The organism is Glycomyces algeriensis (assembly GCF_027622855.1).
Taxonomy (GTDB): Bacteria; Actinomycetota; Actinomycetes; order Mycobacteriales; family Micromonosporaceae; genus Glycomyces; species Glycomyces algeriensis.
In genome coordinates, this window is record NZ_JAPZVR010000003.1 from 317,443 (window position 1) to 335,137 (window position 17,695).

The 17,695-nt window shown below is 69.1% G+C and carries 15 protein-coding genes; 7 read left to right on the plus strand and 8 right to left on the minus strand.

Annotated elements, in window-relative coordinates; genetic code table 11:
- Nucleotides 1-91 precede the first annotated feature (91 nt).
- The 6 genes from O2L52_RS07675 to O2L52_RS07700 form a co-directional block, all read right to left on the minus strand.
- A complete protein-coding gene (locus O2L52_RS07675) occupies nucleotides 92-1,747 on the minus strand; it encodes an ABC transporter substrate-binding protein (RefSeq protein ID WP_270114773.1) in 1,656 nt (551 codons plus the stop codon).
- Nucleotides 1,748-1,812: 65 nt separating this feature from the next.
- Entirely contained in the window at nucleotides 1,813-2,745 is a 933-nt protein-coding gene (locus O2L52_RS07680) for a carbohydrate ABC transporter permease (RefSeq protein ID WP_270114774.1), read from the minus strand.
- Nucleotides 2,739-3,737: an ABC transporter permease gene (locus tag O2L52_RS07685; RefSeq protein ID WP_270114775.1), complete on the minus strand. Its 999-nt coding sequence runs from the start codon at nucleotides 3,735-3,737 to the stop codon at nucleotides 2,739-2,741. Before O2L52_RS07685 ends, O2L52_RS07680 begins: the two co-directional genes overlap by 7 nt.
- 31 nt (nucleotides 3,738-3,768) lie before the next feature.
- On the minus strand, nucleotides 3,769-4,842 hold the full coding sequence (locus tag O2L52_RS07690; RefSeq protein WP_270114776.1) for a Gfo/Idh/MocA family protein: 1,074 nt from the start codon (nucleotides 4,840-4,842) through the stop codon (nucleotides 3,769-3,771).
- Complete coding sequence (locus tag O2L52_RS07695) at nucleotides 4,839-5,570, minus strand: cupin domain-containing protein (protein ID WP_270114777.1); 732 nt, start codon at nucleotides 5,568-5,570, stop codon at nucleotides 4,839-4,841. The genes O2L52_RS07690 and O2L52_RS07695 overlap by 4 nt, the downstream gene beginning before the upstream one ends.
- Complete coding sequence (locus tag O2L52_RS07700; RefSeq protein WP_270114778.1) at nucleotides 5,567-6,700, minus strand: Gfo/Idh/MocA family protein; 1,134 nt, start codon at nucleotides 6,698-6,700, stop codon at nucleotides 5,567-5,569. Before O2L52_RS07700 ends, O2L52_RS07695 begins: the two co-directional genes overlap by 4 nt.
- A 112-nt stretch (nucleotides 6,701-6,812) precedes the next feature.
- Here O2L52_RS07700 and O2L52_RS07705 point away from each other — a divergent pair, with 112 nt between their 5' ends.
- The 4 genes from O2L52_RS07705 to O2L52_RS07720 all read left to right on the plus strand — a co-directional run bounded on the left by O2L52_RS07705 (nucleotide 6,813) and on the right by O2L52_RS07720 (nucleotide 9,727).
- On the plus strand, nucleotides 6,813-7,805 hold the full coding sequence (locus tag O2L52_RS07705; protein WP_270114779.1) for a LacI family DNA-binding transcriptional regulator: 993 nt from the start codon (nucleotides 6,813-6,815) through the stop codon (nucleotides 7,803-7,805).
- 224 nt (nucleotides 7,806-8,029) lie between these two features.
- A complete protein-coding gene (locus O2L52_RS07710; RefSeq protein WP_270114780.1) occupies nucleotides 8,030-8,263 on the plus strand; it encodes a hypothetical protein in 234 nt (77 codons plus the stop codon).
- Nucleotides 8,263-8,982, plus strand: coding sequence for a hypothetical protein (locus tag O2L52_RS07715; RefSeq protein WP_270114781.1), 720 nt, complete (start codon nucleotides 8,263-8,265; stop codon nucleotides 8,980-8,982). The genes O2L52_RS07710 and O2L52_RS07715 overlap by 1 nt, the downstream gene beginning before the upstream one ends.
- A gap of 46 nt (nucleotides 8,983-9,028) precedes the next feature.
- Nucleotides 9,029-9,727, plus strand: a complete 699-nt coding sequence (locus O2L52_RS07720; RefSeq protein WP_270114783.1) for a hypothetical protein — start codon at nucleotides 9,029-9,031, stop codon at nucleotides 9,725-9,727.
- Nucleotides 9,728-9,924: 197 nt separating this feature from the next.
- Here the strand turns inward: O2L52_RS07720 and O2L52_RS07725 are convergent, their stop codons facing one another.
- Both O2L52_RS07725 and O2L52_RS07730 read right to left on the minus strand, forming a co-directional pair.
- Nucleotides 9,925-12,696, minus strand: a complete 2,772-nt coding sequence (locus tag O2L52_RS07725; RefSeq protein ID WP_270114784.1) for a DUF5005 domain-containing protein — start codon at nucleotides 12,694-12,696, stop codon at nucleotides 9,925-9,927.
- 246 nt (nucleotides 12,697-12,942) lie between these two features.
- Entirely contained in the window at nucleotides 12,943-14,442 is a 1,500-nt protein-coding gene (locus tag O2L52_RS07730; protein WP_344472826.1) for a cellulase family glycosylhydrolase, read from the minus strand.
- Between the two features lie 192 nt (nucleotides 14,443-14,634).
- Between O2L52_RS07730 and O2L52_RS07735 the strand changes: the two genes are divergently transcribed.
- The 3 genes from O2L52_RS07735 to O2L52_RS07745 all read left to right on the plus strand — a co-directional run bounded on the left by O2L52_RS07735 (nucleotide 14,635) and on the right by O2L52_RS07745 (nucleotide 17,488).
- On the plus strand, nucleotides 14,635-15,975 hold the full coding sequence (locus O2L52_RS07735; RefSeq protein WP_270114786.1) for an ROK family transcriptional regulator: 1,341 nt from the start codon (nucleotides 14,635-14,637) through the stop codon (nucleotides 15,973-15,975).
- A gap of 98 nt (nucleotides 15,976-16,073) precedes the next feature.
- Nucleotides 16,074-16,694, plus strand: a complete 621-nt coding sequence (locus O2L52_RS07740; protein ID WP_270114787.1) for a TetR/AcrR family transcriptional regulator — start codon at nucleotides 16,074-16,076, stop codon at nucleotides 16,692-16,694.
- Nucleotides 16,695-16,753: 59 nt separating this feature from the next.
- Complete coding sequence (locus tag O2L52_RS07745; RefSeq protein WP_270114788.1) at nucleotides 16,754-17,488, plus strand: NADPH-dependent F420 reductase; 735 nt, start codon at nucleotides 16,754-16,756, stop codon at nucleotides 17,486-17,488.
- Nucleotides 17,489-17,695: the final 207 nt, after the last annotated feature.

A 17,695-nucleotide genomic window follows, 5' to 3' on the forward strand; every position in this document is an offset into this window, starting at 1 on the left:
GGGGAGCGGTATGCGGAGCCCGCGGAGGCGCGGGCGCCGGAGACGGTGGGCCGACGGTGAGAGAGCGACCGGCCCACCGGGTTTCGTCGGATTACGCGCGCTCGAGCGCCGCGTTGATGGTGTCGATGAGCTGCGTGGCGCCGAGGCCTTCGGTCTCGGTGACGTACGCGGACCACTCGTCGTCGATGGACCGCTGGCCCGTGATGAACGCGGCCGTCGCCGCCTGGACGGCGTCGGTCAACTGGGTCTGGAGCAGCGAGGTCTGCTCCAGCTCGATCTCGTCCAGCTGGGCCGCGGGTGCGACCGGCAGCTGCTCGTTGGCGGCGAGCTGCAGCTCGGTCCATTCCGCGATCTCGTCCGTCATCATCGAGAAGACGAGGTCCTTCGAGGAGCCGTTCGCGACGAGGAAGACGCCGTTGCTGTAGCCGAAGTCGGCGTTCAGGAGCTTCGGCGCGCCCGCGTTGATCGAGCTCCACGAGATGTCCTCGTTCAGGACGCGGGTGCCGTCGGCCGCGCGCGTGAACGTCTCGCCCTCGACGCCCCACTGGGCGAACTCCAGGCCCTCGTCGGAGTAGTACAGCCAGTCGACGAACTGCAGGAGCGCTTTGAAGTAGGGCTGCTCGGACGCCTTGGCGCTGATGAGCAGGCCGGAGGTGAACCGCCCGCTCGGGAGGTTCGAGCCGCTGGGGCCGCTGGGGAGCGAGATCAAGCGGATCGGGACGTCGCCCTTGCCGGCGTCGGCGAACTTGGTGCGGTACTCCACCAGCGTCTGGGTGTTCCCGGAGATCGCCGCGGATTTGCCCGAGATGAACTTCTGGGTCGCCTGGTCATCGGTCTGGGTGATCTCCGGGTCGAGGGCGCCGGCCGCGATGAGCCCCGCGGCATAGGAGACGACCTCCCGGTACTGGTCGGTGGTGCCGTTGAACACGAACTTCCCGGCGCCCTCGTCGTAGTACGTGTTCGCGTAGCCCCATCCGGCGAGCGTGCCGTAGTTCACGGCGATCACGCTGAGCAGGGAGCCGAGGGTCGTGGCGTCGGTCCAGCGGTCCGACATCGCGTAGTCGATCTCGGGGTTCGCCTCCTTCACCTGCAGGAGCTGCTCCTGGAACTCGTCCCAGGTGGCGGGGTCCTCGGTGAGGCCGGCCCGCTCCCACAGGTCCTCCCGGATGACCACGGAGTACTGCACGTCGGGCGCTTCGCGCAGGCCGGGGAGGTGGTAGATCCGGCCGTCGGCCTGGCGCTTGTTGTCGAGGTCCTCCTGGAGTCCCCAGTCCTTGATCTTCTGCTGGAAGTTCGGCATGTACTGGAAGTACCTGGAGACCGGCAGGATCGTGCCGCCCGTGATGAACTGGGTCTCGGTGCCCCCGTAGGTGACCGAGATGATGTCGGTGGCCTCGCCGCTGCCGATGAGGAGGGACTTCTTCTGGTCGTAGTCGGCCATCGGGATGTCGGTGCGGGTGAACGTGACGTTGTGGTCGTCCTTGAGGTGCCGGAAGACCGACCAGTCGTCCTGGACCGGGTAGTTCGTGTGGTCGCGGTACATGAGGGAGAAGTCGACCGGCTCGGTCGCCTTGAAGGTGGTGCCGACGCCGAAGTCCTCCATGGCGCCGACGGACTGCGCCTCGCCGATGGTGGCCTCGGCGTCGCCGCCGGACCCGTCGCTCGGGCCGCCGGAGCAGCCGGCCAGGGCGACTTCGCACGCAGCGAGGCCGGTGAGCCCCACGAGGGCTCTGCGGGTGATGGACATGTTCTCTCCTGTTCGTGAACGTCGTTGTTCGACGCGGACGGGATGGGATTCGTGAGAGGGGTTGGTCAGCCCTTCACCGACCCGAGCATCACGCCCGAGACGAAGTAGCGCTGGATGAACGGATAGAGGCAGATGATCGGCAGGACGGTGAGGAGCATCGTCACGGCCTGGATGTTGGAAGCCACCTGAGCGGCCTGGCCCGCGTCGGCGATCTCCTGCGTCCCCGTCGCCGCGGCGATGAGGTTGCGCAGATAGACCGTGACCGGGAAGAGCGACTTGTCGTCCATGTAGAGGAACGCGCTGAACCACGAGTTCCAGAGGCCGACCGCGTAGAACAGCGTCATGGTCGCGAGCACCGCTTTGGACAGCGGCAGCACGATCCGGAGGAAGACGCCGTAGGTGGTGAGCCCGTCGATCGCGGCGGCCTCTTCGAGCTCGGCCGGGAAGTTCTCGAAGAACGCCTTCATGACGAGCAGGTTGAAGACGCTCAGCGCACCCGGCACGACCACCGCCCACATGCTGTTGCGCCAGCCGAGGGTGTTCGCGATGAGGATGTAGTTCGGGATGAGGCCGCCGCCGAAGAACATCGTGAACACGGCGATGCCGACGAAGAACTTGCGGCCCTTCAGATGCGGCTTGCTGAGCGCGTAGGCGTAGGTCGCGGTCAACGCCATGGCGATGACGGTGCCGACGACGGTGTAGAGGAACGTGTTCGCGTAGTTCGTCCAGAAGAGATCGTCGCCGAGCACGACCCGGAAGGTGTCGAGGTTGAACCCGCGCGGAAGGAGGTTCACCTCGCCGGCCGCGATGTACCCCTCCGACGAGAACGCCTTCGCGACGAGGTTCACGAACGGGTACAGGGTCACGGCGCACACCAGCAGGAGCACGATCGCGTTGGCGACGCGGAAGACCCGGTAGCCGGGCGACTCCCGGATGACGCCGGTCTCCTTGCGGACGTGGGCGATGTCGGGCTTCCGGGGGAGGTTCTCGGTCACCATAGCGAGGTTCCAACCATTCGACGGGAGAGGCCGTTCGCGAGCAGCACCAGGACGAGGCCGATGGCGGCCTCGAAGAGCCCGATCGCCGTCCCGTACGAGAACTGGGCGGACTGGATGCCGACGCGGTAGAGGTAGGTCGCGATGACGTCGCCCGTCGAGTAGACGAGCGGGTTCTGCAGGAGCAGCACCTTCTCGAAGCCCACGGCCATGAACGAGCCGATGTTCAGGATGAGGAGCACCATCATCGTCGGACGGATGCCCGGCAGCGTGATGTGCCACGTCTGCTTCCAGCGGTTGGCGCCGTCGACGCGCGCCGCCTCGTAGAGCTGGTCGTCGATCGTGGTGAGCGCGGCGAGGTACAGGATGGTGCCCCAGCCGACCGTCTGCCAGACCTCCGACGACACGTAGATCGTGCGGAACCACTCCGGCCGCTGCATGAACGGCACGGGATCGGCGCCCATGGCCTCAACGACCTGGTTCACCGTGCCGTTCAGCGCGGTCAGCTGCAGCACGAGCCCCGCGACGATCACGATCGACATGAAGTGGGGCAGGTACGAGATGGTCTGCACGATCCGCTTGAACCGGCGCGACCGCAGCTCGTTGAGCATGAGCGCGAGCACGATCGGCAGCGGGAAGGTGACCAGGAGCGTGAGTCCGCCGAGGACCACGGTGTTCCCGAAGACCTTCCAGAACTGCTGGTTCGTGGCGAAGGCCTGGAAGTAGTACAGGCCCACCCACTCGTCGCCGAAGATCGACCCGCCGGGGCGGAACCGCCGGAACGCGATGATGTTCCCGAGCATCGGGATGTACTTGAACACCAGCAGGAACACGAGCGGCACGATCAGGAACGTGTAGAGGCGCCAGTCGCGGGCGATGGCGCGGCGCCACGTCTGCTTCGCGCGCGGTCTCGGGTCGCGGCGGGACGGGGGCCGCCCCGCCCGCGGGGTCGGCACCCGCACCTCGCTCCCGCGCGCTTCAAGGGAATGCGTCATTCAGAACTCCACATCGTTGTGGTCTCGACGCCTACGCCGCCGGCTGCGGGGCGAGCACGGTGGCGTCGCCCTGCGCCCGGAGGCTGAGTTCGGCGGCCTTCAGCGCGTGCGCCTGGGTCATGGCGGTCTCGGTGCGGTCGATGCAGTCGCGGATGAGCCGGCCGAAGTACGGGAAGCCGGTCATGCCGTTCGCGTTGAACCGGTACTGGCCCTTCTGGTTCACCAGGAAGACCTGCCCGCCGCCGTTGTCGGTGCCGATGTCGATGTACTTGCGCAGCTCGATGTAGCCGTCGGTGCCGAGCAGGAGCGTGCGGCCGTCACCGAAGACGCCGAGGCCATCGGGGGTGAACCAGTCCACCCGCACGTACCCGGTGGCGCCGTTGTCGAGCACGACGTGGGCGTCGCCGAAGTCCTGCAGGCCGGGGGTGGCGGGGTGGGCGTAGTTCGCGACCGTGGAGGTCGAGACGCGGCCGTCGGCCGCGCCCGTGTAATACAGCATCTGCTCGAAGTTGTGGCTGCCGATGTCGCAGAGGATGCCGCCGTACTGCTCGAGGTCGTAGAACCAGTCCGGCCGGCCGCCGCCGATGCGGTGCGGGCCGAAGCACACGACCTGCACGACCTTGCCGATCGCGTCGCGCTCGATGAGCTGGCCCGCGAGGATCGCGGCCTCGGAGTGGAGCCGCTCGCCGTAGTAGACCGCGTACTTGCGGCCCGTGCGCGCGGTCGCCTCGCGCACGGCCTCGAGCTGCGCGATCGAGGTCATCGGTGCTTTGTCGACGAACGCGTCCTTGCCCGCTTCGATGGCGCGCAGGCCGATCGGGGCCCGCTCGGAGGGGATCGCCGCGGTCGCGACGAGGCGCACGTCGGGGTCGTCGAGCACCTCCTGCTCCGAGGAGGCGACGCGCGCGGTCGGATACCGCTCGGCGAACGCCGCGGCCCGCTCGGGGTCGCTGTCGAACACCCAGGTGACGGTCGCGCCGGCGCCGGTGAGGCCGTCGGTCATCCCGTAGATGTGGGCGTGGTCGAGGCCGACGGCCGCGAACGCGAACTCGCCGGGTTCGACGACGGGCTCGGGGAGGGGGTCGAAGACGTAGGGGTGGTTCACTGCAGGATCTCCTTGTAATCGGTGACGTCGTAAGTGCGCAGGCGGCCGCACATGCCGAACCCGCGTTCGCCGGTGGACGGCATCGCCTGCTGCACACGGGCCTCGGCCAGGTGGGCGATGTCGCCGCGTGCGACCGCCTCGGTCAGCGCGATCGACTGCTCGGCCTGCGCGAGGGGGCGTTCGCGCACGAGTCGGCCCCAGGCGGCGGCGCGGTCCCGGACGAGCGCGCCCGCCGCCGCGCGGAATGCCTCGAGCGGTCCGCGGTCCCCTGCGAGGAGCGCGTCGCGCAGCGTCTCGAAACCGGCGACGGCGAGATCGCGACGCGCTGCCGCGCGCTCGCTCCGGCCGTACGAGTCGCCGAGCGAGGACGCCTTCGCGTACGCGGCAGGGTCGGCGACGATCGCGGCGGGGAACGTCATGACCGCGTCCCCGGCTTCGGGCAGGCCCGCGTTGCTCATCAGCACGACGACCTTCAGTCCGCCGCGGTTCACGGCGCGGTGGATCGTGCCGGGCGTGAACCACACGACCGATCCGGCCGCGAGCTCGGTCTCCCGGAAGCCGTCGCCGTCGATCGTCTGGAGCGCGCCGTGGCCTTCGGCGACGACGTACGCCTCGGTCGAGACGAGGTGCATGTGGGGGCTGCCGCCGCAGACGCCGTCGGGCGCCGCGCCTTCGTAGACGTCGAGGTGCGACAGCGAGGTCCCGCCGGGGAAGGAGGACTCGGTCATGACGTCGCCGCCTCGGCGAGCGAGCGCTGCTTCTCGTAGAAGTGCGGGGCGTGCTCCACGAGCCGGCCGGCCCGGTAGTAGGGGTCGTCGGCCTGCAGCGGCAGCGCGACGAACGCCCGCTCGATGCCGGCCTTGTAGATCGCCGTGACGACCTCGATCGCGGCCCGTCCGTCCCGCCCGTCCGCGATCGGGGCGCGCCGGTCGCGGATCGCGCCGAGGAGGTCGCCGATCTGCCCTTCATGGCCGTGGTGGGCCAACGGCTCGCGTTGGGCGACAACGGCTTCGATGGCCGCGACCAGCTCGGGGTCGCCGCCCCGCTCGGGGAATCCGCCCTCACCGGAGCGCTCGGCGATCACCTTCCACGGCTGGGACACCCGGGCCCGCTCGCCTTGGATGACGATCTCCTGCTCCTCGCCGTGGTGCACCACCGAGCTCGTCAGCTGGGCCAGGCCCCGCTCGTACCGGAGCACCGCGACCGAGAGGTCCTCGACCTCGCTGTTGTCGTGCTGCGCGTTCGCGAGCATCGCCGTGATCTCCGTGGGGCTCCCGAGCAGCCACAGCAGGAGGTCGATGTGGTGGATCGCGTGGTTGAGCGTGCAGCCGCCGCCCTCCTTCTCCCAGGTGCCGCGCCACCACAGGTCGTAGTACGGCATGCCGCGCCACCACGCCGAGTCGACCCGCACATGCGAGACGGACCCGAGCAGGCCCGAGTCGAGCACGGTCTTGAGGGCGGCGAGGTCGTCGCGGAAGCGGTTCTGCGCCACCACCGAGAGCAGCCGGCCCGAGCGCTCCTGCGCCGCGAGCATCGCGTCGCACTCTTCCAGCGACGGCGCCATGGGCTTCTCCACCAGCACGTTCACGCCCGCGTCGAGGGCCGCGACCGCCAGCGCCGCGTGCGTCGACGGCGGCGTCGCGATGCTCACCAGGTCGAGGCGGGCCTCCGCGATCATCCGCACGGGGTCGTCGTACCCGACCGCGTTCGCCAGCCCGAAGGCGGCGGCCTTCTCCGCGGCCTTGCCGGGCATGACATCGGCGAGCGCGACGATCTCGCACTCCTCCGGGAACGCGAGGTACCCGCCGATATGGGCGCCGGCGATCCCGCCGGTCCCGATGATTCCGATCCTGAGCATGCTTCCTCGCCGTTTCTACTACGTATTACTAAGACGTAGTAGGTAGTATGAGCACGGCACGCCCGCCAGGTCAAGGTCTCAGCGCGGGATTCCCGATATGGAGGATGCAGGCATGGGGAAACGGCCGACCAGCCACGACGTCGCACGGCACGCGGGGGTCTCGCAGTCGACCGTGTCGTTCGTGTTCACGGGGCGCGCGGGCATCTCGACCGCGACCCGCGAGAAGGTCCTGCGGTCGGCCGAAGCGCTCAACTACCGCCCCAACCTCGCCGCGCGCTCGATGCGCACGCAGCGGACCGGGCGTCTCGCGATCGTCATCCCCTTCCCGGGCCTGAGCCTCGGATCGCTCCTCGAAGGAGCGGTGACCACCGCCCGCGAAGCCGGCTACACGGTCGAGCTCGTCAACCTCTCGCAGGACGCCGAAGCGCTCGCGCAGGAGGTCGACGCGGTCCTCAGCTCGTTCGAGTACGAAGGCGTCCTCTCCTTCTCCCCGATACCGACGCCGCGAAGCTCCTCAGCGGCGTCCGCCCCCGCGTTCCTCGCGCTCTCCGAGTTCGACGAGGAGATGCACGCCACGGGGGCGTTCAGCGACGCGCACCCGCTCGTGGAGATGATGGAGCACCTCGTCGGCCTCGGGCACCGTCGGTTCCTGCACATCGCGGGTCCTTCCGACTACCCGGCGGCCGTCGCGCGCCGCGACGCCTACCTCGCCACGGTCGACCGGCTCGGGCTGGAGTCCGTCGGCGTCGTGGGCGGCAACTGGAGCGGCATCCACGCGGGGAACTGCGTCCGCGAACTGCCTGACGACCTGCCCCCGCTCGCGATCATCGCCGCGAACGACGTCCTCGCGGCCGGCGCGATCCGGGCCGCGGTGCAGCGCGGCTGGTCCGTGCCGGAGGACGTGAGCGTGACGGGCTGGGACGACCTGCCGCTGAGCCTGCACTTCCTGCCGTCCATCACGACGGTCTCCCAGGACCGGCAGCGCCTCGGGGCCTATGCGATGCGCCGACTCGTCGCCGCGATCCGCGGCGACGGCGCGCCCGAACCGGAAACGCATCTGCAGCAGGTCATCTGGCGCGAGTCGGTCGCCCCGCCCCGCACCTGACGCGGATTCGGAAGGCGGCGTGCCGAACTGTGCCGTTCGCAAGGTGGCCGCCGACCTTCCCGCGCGCTCATCGGGCGGGCAGGACGGCGGTCTTGCGCGGGTTCCGTAGAATTTGCGGCGGCGCGATACGTGCAATCGGTCCGTCGCGCTTAAGGGGCGGGCGAAGGCGGAACGAACGGTCGCCGGCGATCCACCAGCGGTCACGGCCTCGAACAGGAGCAGCGATGACGCTTCCGAAGCCGGTCGAGAACTGGGCGCGCAAGACCGACGCCGCCGAAGGCGCATGGGCGCGCGACGCGGTCGACTCCTGGGCCCGGGATTTCGAGTTCTCGCGGCCGTTCAGTCGGGGCGAGGCCGAAGCCGCGGCGGGTGCTCGAACGGCGCCACATCGGCTGGCGCGAATTCGACGCGAAAGGTTGAGACCCTTGCCCATTGCCACCGAGATCGAGGAAGTCTGATGCCCAAGGCCGCCGCCATCCAGCCCAACGAATGGGCGACGATCCACGACAACTTCACCCCGTTCGAGATCGGGGCGCTGAACCGGGTCGTGCTCGACTACGCGCACGTCGAGCTGACCCTCGCGAAGCGCTGGTACCGGCGCACGGCACTGGGGAAGACGGTCGCCGGGCTCGGGTTCGCCTTCACGATCTTCTCCCTGTGCGCGGCCGTGGCGCTGGGCCTCATCATGCTCACCGGCGGCATCGACAACGAGGCGCTGCTCCCGGTGGCATGGATCGGTGCCGGCCTGTCCGCCTGCGCGATCCTCGGGTTCTTCGTCCCGTGGGCGCTCACGCCCTACCGGCAGTGGGACCGGACCCTGAACGGCATCGCGGTGATGGTCCTCGTGATCGCGACGCTCGCACTCGGGGCGGCGCTCGTCCGGCGGTGGGAGGCCGCCTCGAACGCCGTACTTGCCGTACCGTTCCTCCTGTTGGCGGCCTTCGCGGTCGGCGTCATCGTCGCCCACGTCCGGCTGCGGGTCACCGAGAAGCCCCCGGCGGTGGACGTCGCCTCGCTGACGCCGAGCGACATCGAGGTCCTGCGGAAGGTCCGCCGGCGGACGCTGAAGATCCTGCGGTCCCGGAACATCGTGGCGTACAAGGACTTCCACGGGTATGACGACGCGCCCTTCGACACCATGCCCGGCAGCGCCCGGCGCGACGGCGGCCGGGCCTGACGCCAACATGGCCGCCACACCTGCCCCCGAACCCCGGACTCACCACATGCGACCAGGATCCCGATCCCAGACCGCCGTCCACGACCGGCTGCGCCCCCACGACCTGGCGCTCTTCGTCGTCGCGCTGGCGCTCGTCGTCGCCCTGCCGTGGATGCTGATGAGCGCCGGCAGCGAACCCGTCGAGTACCGCGACCAGCGCACGGGCAGCGAAACGACCGTCCCCGCCTGGGCCGGCGTCCTCTGGTTCGTCATCCCGTTCCTGGTATGGCCCGCGATGAAGGCCTGGAACCTCATCAGGAAGCCCGCCGCGGCGACCCTCGGCCCGGGCGGCATCCGCCTGTACCGCGAGGTCGGCGGCCTGTACGCACGCGACAACGGCAAGAAGGTCAACCTCGGGTGGGACGAGGTGCAGCGGATCGTCCTGTGGCGCAAGCGCACCCGCTGGCTATGGCTCATCCCGGGCTGGACCGCGCAGGTCGGTGTCGAGAAGCCCGACGACTGGTACGAGGTCAGCCGACGCGAACCGACCGAGCAGGAGCGCAAGAGCCGCGGCCACCGCAAGGATGGTTCCCCGATCCGCTTGGGCGCCATGCTCAACGCGCGGAGCATCCGGCTCGGCCCGGTCGCTTTCAAGCACCTCGCCGAAGCCGTCGCGACGTACGCGCCGCAGGTCGAGATCGTCGACGAGCGCGTCCACGGCAAACGCGAAGTCATCCGCCCCAGCAGGGCGACCGGGCGGTCTTGATGTCGCTCTGGTGAGGTCCTGCAGCGTGTTCGCGCAGGTCATCCGCAAGCTGTTCAGGGACATTGTCGCCCGCGCCCCTGAGTTCCCGGTCGCCGCGGGAAGCCGGTCACCGGTCCGGCGGTTCCGCACCGCCGGACCGCTCAGTTCGGGCCGGTTCGGCCCGAACCGAGCGGTCCGGCTGTTCGCCCTGCGACCTCCTAATTCAGGGTGAAGCTGATGAACCGCGGCTTGTAGATGCTCGGGTCCGTGTAGTGCGATCCTTCGGCGGTCATGCGGCTGTCGAAGGTGTTGACGTTGTAGGACATGACGAACCGGTTGCCTGAACTGAGCGTGGCGTGGAGGTGCGGGTTGTAGGCGAAGATCCGCTCGTCGTTGTACGGGACGCCGAACATCCCGGTCTCCGGCATCTGGTAGACCAGGCTCTGGTTGGTGAAGGGCCCGGCCGGCGAGCACGAGGTGTACGCGTAGACCTTGTTGCTGAACCCGACCGTGGAGTCCTGGCTGACCAGGAGGTACTGGCCGTTCCACTTGGTCACCGAGTACTCGTTGGCGATGCCGTTGAGGCCGATGCCGGTGTCCGATTCGTAGGCGGTCCAGCCGTCGTCGGTCCAGTACTGCCACTTCGCGGTCGCCCCGAGGTCGGAGCCGTGGACGCGGGCGATGCGCTGCTTCTTGTTCGTGGGCGCGTCGGCGAGCCCGTAGATGTAGGTGTAGCCGTCCCCGGACTGGCTGGCCGGGAGCAGCGCCGAGCCCCAGGCGCCCGCCTGCGAGGGCAGGGCCTCGACGCTGATCGGGTCGCTCAGGTTCGACAGGGAGAAGGTCGCGACGACGTTCTGGTCGAACCGCCAGTCCCAGTCGCCGGTGCCGAACCGCAGGTACTCCTGGAACACCACCTGGAGGTAGTCGGTGCCGTTCTGGCGGGAGATCATGCCGTCGCCGAGCCAGTACCAGTGGTTGGCCTCGGGCGGCGGCATGATCGCCTCGGGGTTGCCGGTGGTGCCGCCCTGGATGGTCGAGAAGCCGCCGCCGTCCTGTCTGACGAAGGTGCTGTTGATGAGCGGCGCGGTGACCGGTCTGGTGCCGTCGTCGTTGAGCGGCCCCAGGAACGTGTCGGAGAACAGCCACAGCAGGTCGCCGTCGGGCAGGCGCACCGAATAGGTGGAGTCGCCGCCGGTCCAGCCGTTCGGGGTGTCCTCGGCATAGTCGAGGAACTGCTGCTCGGGTGCGACGCCGTCGTCCTGGAGGTTGCTGACGTTCAGGTTGGAGAGGTTGCACGACGGGGTGTCGAGCGGGACGAGGGCCCTGACGCGGAAGCGGTACTCGCGACCGTCGCCGTCGGCCTCGACCGAGTTGGTCTGGAGGTCGGTGCGGGTGGCGATGAGGGTGACGACCATCGGGTAGGCGTAGTCGGTCACGGTGATGACGTTGTTGACGTCGGGGTAGACCGCGCGTGCGGCGGTGGGGTACTCCGAGAGGCTGGTCGGGCTGCCCTGCGGGGACCAGACCATGGCCACGTACTCGAGGTCGTCGCGGTCCTCGGCCGAGATGGTGAGCTTGGACTGGTAGCCGTCCGTGGGGTCGCCGGAGTTCTGGACGGCCGAGAAGTCGAAGTAGGCGGAGCCGCCCGGTTCGATGTCGGCCGTGTAGGTCTCCTGGGTGCCCATGGGGACGGCGCGGGTGGTGCGCGCGGGGCGGTACTCGCCGAGCAGGTGGTCGTCAGTGCGCGAGTCGCCCATGAGGTAGTCGCGCCACAGGTCGCGCTCGGTGTCGTTGTAGCCGTATCCGGCCATGGGGTTGGGCGGGGCGCCGCCCTGCTCGGCCGCGAGGCGGTAGTTCGCCACGGAGTAGCCCAGGAGGGTGGAGGGGATGTCGATGCCGTACGCGGTGAGCACGGCCTTGATCGCGGTGATCGGCGTCGAGTCGTGGTCTCTGATGTGCTCCCAGGTCTTGCGGACCGCCGTGGCGCTCCCGGTCGTCTCGTTGAGGTAGAACGCGAGCGTGAAGGTGCTGTACTGGCGCGAACTGCCGAGTGCTTCGGCGGCGTTGAGGGCGCGCCCCGGATCGCCGAGGTGCTCGGGGATCGCGTGGGCGTACATCATCGCGGCGGTGGGGTTGCGCGGGTCGTACGGCTGGAGCCGGTAGGACATGAGCGTCGCCCATTCGGCGGTCGACTCCATCCACCAGTTCATGGTCTTGAAGTCGCTGCCGCCGAACCAGTCCTGCACGTACGCCCAGCCGATGTCGCCGGTGTCGTCCCAGTACTGGTACTGGACGATGTGGAAGAACTCGTGGCGGGGCAGGTAGTCGAAGTTGTCCGCGTCGTTCAGGCCCGGGTCGGAGGGCAGGATGATCATCGGCTGGTTGTTGGCGCCGAACGGGAGCGTGAACGCGCCGCCGTTGAACCAGCCCTCCTGGGTGTCGTTGAGCCCCACGATGACCGCCCACGGCCCGCTGCCGGGGTCGACCTCGTAGCCCATCGAGCGGTAGGCCGACTGGGCCTCGTCGATGGCGTTGATCATGTCGACCACGGCGGTCGCGCGGCCGTTGGGGCCGGCGGCGGCGGGGACGCCGCGGGTGTCGCCCGGGTTGTCCTTGACGTCGTAGAGGAACACGAAGTCGCCGGCGAACGCCTGGCACTCGTAGTCGTGGAAGTTGTAGTTGTAGGAGGAGGCGCAGTCGTCGGCGGCCGCGGTGGCGGCGTCCTCCATGGCGAACGGCTCCATGTCGAGCGACTCGGCGGTGATCTCCTGGCGCACGGCGCTGCTCTCGGCGGCCCGCGCCGAGCTCGCCTCGTACGGGCCGAACTCGGCGTCGCCGTCGTCGGTGAAAGCGTCGAAGGCGGCCTGGTCGAACGGTTGGGGTTCGGGGACGCCCTGCTGCTGGAGCTCCTCGGTCTCCACCTCGGCATGGGAGGTGGTCTTAGTGGCCGATTCCGGTGGGGCGGCCTGGGTGGGCTGGATGACCAGCATGCTGACGAATACCGCTGTAGCGCAAGCGATCGGAAGTCTTCTCAAGACTGTCCTCCGTCCGATGGTATCGATACCAGTGAGTATGGCAGCGATCGCCGCATTCGGATAGAGCTCAGTGGAGGAGAATTCCGCGCCCGGCCGCAGCCGGTGCGAAAACAAAAAACTCCGGTTGAGTTCCTCTGTGGCACAACGGAACTCAACCGGAGACTATTTCAGTTCGCGAACGCTGCCTGAGCGCTCGTCGGCTTACAGGTAAGGACTCTGGGTGAGCAGGTGGTTCCGGAAGCCTTCGCCGACACCGGGCTCCGGAGTGCCGGCCCAGTCCTTGATGAGGACCGCGCCGCCGGTGCAGCCCCACGGGTTCCAGGTCCACGCGAGGTAGCTCATACCGTTCGCGTCGGCCCAGTTGACCAGCTCCTGCATGTAGCCGAACTCGCAGTCGTCCTGTCCGAACTCGCCGAGCACGACCGGCACCTCCTGCATCAGCGGGGCGATCTCAGCGTCCCAGCAGGACTCGGTAACGCACCGGTTGAAGCTGTACGCATGCCAGGAGGCGGCGATGTTGTCCAGCGGGTCCTCCGGCATGTAGGCCAGCCATTCCCGCATGTCGTTGGTCCACTCAAGCCCGCTGATCATGAGGATGTTCGTGGCACCGGTGTCGCGGACCGCGTCGACGAGGTCCTGCATACCGGCCACCTCGTACCCGATGCCGGCGCAGGTGCCGCCGTCGCGCAGGCACTGCCAGCCCAACGTCTTGTCCCAGTCGCTGGCCATGTCCGGGTACGGCTCGTTGAACAGGTCGAAGACGACGGCGTCGTTGCCCTTGAAGGTCTCGGCGACGCCGGACCAGAACTGCGGGGCGTACTGCGCGTCGGGCATCGGCTTCTGACAGGTGGCGTGCACATCGGTGCAATGCCAGTCCGGTCCTGTGGTGTAGGCGCCCCAGGTCCAGTGCAGGTCGAGGATCACGTTGAGGCCGTTGGCGACCAGGAGATCGACGTAGTCCTTGACGCCTTGCTGGTAGGCGGCGCCGCTGGGTGAGCCGTTGAGGCCGAGCCAGCACTCCTCATTGAGCGGGAGGCGCACGGTGTGGATGTTCCAGTCCTTCATGGCGTCGACGGACGCCTGGTCGACCGGGCCGGAGTCGAACAGGCCCTTGCCCTGCACGCACGCGAACTCAGTGGAGGACCGGCTCACACCCAGCAGCCGGTACGGCTCGCCGTCCTCGGTGACGATCTGGTTGCCGGAGACGCTGAGCTCCGGCGCCGATCCGTCCGGCGGGGGTGTGGTCGGGTCCTCGGTGGGGGTGGTCGGGCCCCCGGTAGGCGTCGTCGAACCGGTGCAGGTCGTGCCGTTGAGCGCGAAGGACGCCGGTTCGGGGTTGGCGTCGCGCCATGCACCGACGAACCCGATCGAGGTGGAGGCGTCGGTGGCCAGTGACCCGTTCCAGCTCATGCTGTCGGCGGAGACGCTGGTGCCGGACTGGGTCCAGGCGGCGCTCCAACCCTGCGTGACCTTCTGGCCTGCGTTCGGGAAGTCGAAGGTCAATGTCCAGTCGGACACCGCGTCGCCGAGGTTGGTGACCTCCACGTCCGCGCGGAACCCGCCCTGCCACTCGCTCTGCACGGTATAGGTGACCGCGCAGCCCGAGGTGGCCGCCGATGCGGGAAGGGTCGTGGTTGCCAAGGCACCCAGTACCAGTGCGCCGACGGCGCCGGCGACCAACAGTGATTGACGATGTCGCATCTCAGCTCCTTGATTCTCGTGAGGGATTGATGGGAGCGCTTCCGAACTCACCTTAGTTAGGCACCCGAATAAAGTCAAGCATTCACATGGATCTATGCTTGGTAAGCGTCGTGCAGCCGATCGGGCGAGGGCGAAAGAGCAAGCAGGCGGGTAAGCAAGGCAGCCTGACAAAGCACTGCGAAGGAGGCACACGTGGCGCTCAGCCCGACGTGGACGAGCAAATCGAGGACCAGGGGCCTGATCCTGGACGCCATCCGTGCGGCCCGCACGATCAGCCGGGTGGAGCTCGCGGCGGCGACAGGTCTTACCGGCGCCACGATCTCCGACCTCGTGCGAGAGCTCATCGACGACGGATTGGTCGTCGAGGCCGGCCGAGGTGCGCCGACCGGCGGCAAGCCGCGCACGCTGGTGCAGCTCGACCCCCGGGCCCGGTACAGCGTCGGAGTCCTGATGGAGCGCAACGCCTGCGTCATCGTCATCGTCGACCTGGCCGGCCGGCCGGTGGCCCGAACCTCGTTCCAGGGTGTGGCGGCGATGCCGCCGGACCAGGCACTGCCGATGATCGCCTCGCAGGTGGACGCCCTGCTGACCACGGCCGCCGTGGACCGCGCCCGGGTGCTGGGGGTCGGCCTGGTCAGCTACGGCCCGCAGGACCGCCGCGCGGGCGTGCTGCTGAGCCCGCAGCCCTCCGAGCCGTGGCTCGAATACCCGGTCGCGGAGCGGCTCGCGCAGACCCTCGGCCTGCCCGTGCTACTCGACAACGACGCCGCGGCCGCCGCGATCGGCGAATACTGGCTGGGCGCGGTCGACCGGCGAAGCACCTACGGCTGCATCTACATGGCCAGCGGGATCGGCGGCGGGATCGTGGTCGCCGGCGAGGTGTACCGGGGCAGCTCCTCCAACAGCGTTGAACTCGGCCATATGTCGATCGACGTCAACGGCGACCAGTGCCCGTGCGGCAACGTCGGCTGCCTGGAGAACTACGCCGGCCCGTCAGCCCTGGTCCGGCAGGCCGCGGCCACGCCCGCGCTGGCCGAGCGACTGGCGCCCGACCCCGACACCGCCGACTTCCTCACGGAGTTCGCGCGGATCGCGGCTGCCGCCAACGCCGGCGATCCGGCCGCCCGCGACCTCATCGAGCGGTCGGCCCGCTATCTCGGCGCCGCCGCCGTCACCATGACCATCCTCTTCGATGTGGACGCGATCGTCCTGGCCGGTCCGAGCTTCACGGAAGCGGGCTCCATCTACCAGACCGTGATCCAGGAGGAAGTGGACCGCCGCACCGTCCACTGGCGGACGCACCCGGTGCGGGTGATGCCGTCGGTCAACGGCCCCGACGCAGCAGCGATCGGCGCGGCGGCCCTCGTGCTGCAAAGCGAGCTGACCCATGGCCGGACTCGGGCTGAGAAAGGGCGGGGCGCCGGCAGCCATGCCCGCCCGGTGGTCGCGGTCGCAGGTGAACGCGATCGCCTCCGGCACGGGGCTGCGCGACCAATTCGTGGTGACCGTGCGCGGCTACCCGGTGACGACTGACACGACGGCGCCGAGTCGACAGGAGGCCGCCTCCGTTTTACACTTGTCCGTATCGGAGGCGGCCTCCGTTTTTGTGTCATCCTCGGAAGGCGGGACGCGTGAGCGAAGTCGAACGCGCAGCCGAGCGGCAACGGCGCGGTCCGCGCGCCGACGTGCAGCGCAACCGCGCAGCCCTCCTGGCAGCGGCGCAACGCCATTTCCTCATGAGCGGCGTCGGCGCCTCCCTGGAGGCGATAGCCAAGGAAGCCGGCGTCGGACCCGCCACGCTCTACCGGCACTTCCCCTCCAGGGAGGCGCTGCTGGCGGCCGTGCTGCAGACGCGCGCCGACGAACTCGTGGCCCGCCGGACGGCGATCGCGCGCCTCGACGACGCGGCCGAGGCGCTGGAGCAGTGGCTGCGGGCGATGGAGGACTACTTCAGCGCCTTCAGCGGGCTCCCCGAACCGCTCATGGCCGCCGCCAGAGAGCACCGGCCGGACAACCCGCTCACGCTGCCGTGCGACCTCCTCATCACAGCAACCGACGAGTACGTGCAGTCCGCGCAGCGGGCCGGACACGTGCGCACATCAGTGCGTGGATACGACCTGTTCCTCGCAGCCGTCTCCGTCGCCTGGCTCAAGGGCACCGGCGCCGCCGATGCGGAGTCGCTGGACCGGCTCCGCTCGCTCCTCCATACCGGCTACCGCCGGCGGACCGGCCAGACGCAGCCCGCCGGATGACTCACCGCAATGGACCGCACCCGGCCCGACCGGGCCGACTACAGCGTTAGGGACCAATCATGAGAATCAGCGTCATCGGCACCGGGGCCATCGGAGGCACACTGGCGCGCGGACTCGCCGCCGCCGGTCACGACGTTCTGGCCGCGAACTCCCGGGGACCCGCAGCCGTGCCGGCCGAGGTACTCGACACCGGTGCTCAAGCCGCGAGCCTCGCCGACGCCGTTCGCAACAGGGACGCGGTCATCGTGTCCGTCCCGTTCCACCGCGTTCCGGACCTGAGGGACCTGTTCGCCGGCGTCGCCGACGAGACCGTGGTCATCGACACCGCCAACTACTACCCCCATCTCAACGGCCACATCGAGGCCGTGGAGCACGGGCAGGTGGAGAGCCAGTGGGTCGCCGAGCAACTGGGACGGCCGGTCGCCAAAGCATGGAACGCGGTTCTGGCCGGCACTCTGCAGGCCAAGGCGCTCAAGCCGGGAACCCCGGGCCGCATCGCGGTTCCGGTCGCCGCCGACTCCGACCGGGCACGGCGCACGGCCATGCAGCTGGTGGACGATTCCGGCTTCGATTCCGTCGACGCCGGCGCAATCGTCGACTCCTGGCGCCAGCAGCCGGGCACACCCGCCTACTGCACCGAACTGACCACCGAGACGCTGACATCCGCCTTGGCCGCCGCCGACCGGTCCGAAGCGCCCCGGACGCGCGACCGCCTGATCGAGCACTTCAGCGCCCTCACTTCCATGCCGAGCCTGGAAGCAGTCGTCGAGACGAACCGCTCCGCGCACCACTAGAACTCGCTGGGAAAGGCTGCAAACCCCGGCGACGAACCGTGCGACGGCCTGGTCCGCAGCGCTGCGCGATCGGGAATCCAATCCGACACCGGTCCGCCTCCTCGAACGCGATCGCCGGTGCTCCTACTCCCCCGGCCCCGGGGGGGGGGCGGGGGGGGGGGGCGGCCCGGCGGGGCGGCGGGGGGGGGGGGGGAGGGGGGCAGAGCG

Bases quoted from the DNA above. Each gene is read 5' to 3' on its own strand.
- O2L52_RS07675 (WP_270114773.1), bottom strand. From the start codon at position 1,747: ATGTCCATCACCCGCAGAGCCCTCGTGGGGCTCACCGGCCTCGCTGCG.
- O2L52_RS07680 (WP_270114774.1), bottom strand. From the start codon at position 2,745: ATGGTGACCGAGAACCTCCCCCGGAAGCCCGACATCGCCCACGTCCGC.
- O2L52_RS07685 (WP_270114775.1), bottom strand. From the start codon at position 3,737: ATGACGCATTCCCTTGAAGCGCGCGGGAGCGAGGTGCGGGTGCCGACC.
- O2L52_RS07695 (WP_270114777.1), bottom strand. From the start codon at position 5,570: ATGACCGAGTCCTCCTTCCCCGGCGGGACCTCGCTGTCGCACCTCGAC.
- O2L52_RS07700 (WP_270114778.1), bottom strand. From the start codon at position 6,700: ATGCTCAGGATCGGAATCATCGGGACCGGCGGGATCGCCGGCGCCCAT.
- O2L52_RS07705 (WP_270114779.1), top strand. From the start codon at position 6,813: ATGGGGAAACGGCCGACCAGCCACGACGTCGCACGGCACGCGGGGGTC.
- O2L52_RS07710 (WP_270114780.1), top strand. From the start codon at position 8,030: ATGACGCTTCCGAAGCCGGTCGAGAACTGGGCGCGCAAGACCGACGCC.
- O2L52_RS07715 (WP_270114781.1), top strand. From the start codon at position 8,263: ATGCCCAAGGCCGCCGCCATCCAGCCCAACGAATGGGCGACGATCCAC.
- O2L52_RS07720 (WP_270114783.1), top strand. From the start codon at position 9,029: ATGCGACCAGGATCCCGATCCCAGACCGCCGTCCACGACCGGCTGCGC.
- O2L52_RS07725 (WP_270114784.1), bottom strand. From the start codon at position 12,696: ATGCTGGTCATCCAGCCCACCCAGGCCGCCCCACCGGAATCGGCCACT.
- O2L52_RS07730 (WP_344472826.1), bottom strand. From the start codon at position 14,442: ATGCGACATCGTCAATCACTGTTGGTCGCCGGCGCCGTCGGCGCACTG.
- O2L52_RS07745 (WP_270114788.1), top strand. From the start codon at position 16,754: ATGAGAATCAGCGTCATCGGCACCGGGGCCATCGGAGGCACACTGGCG.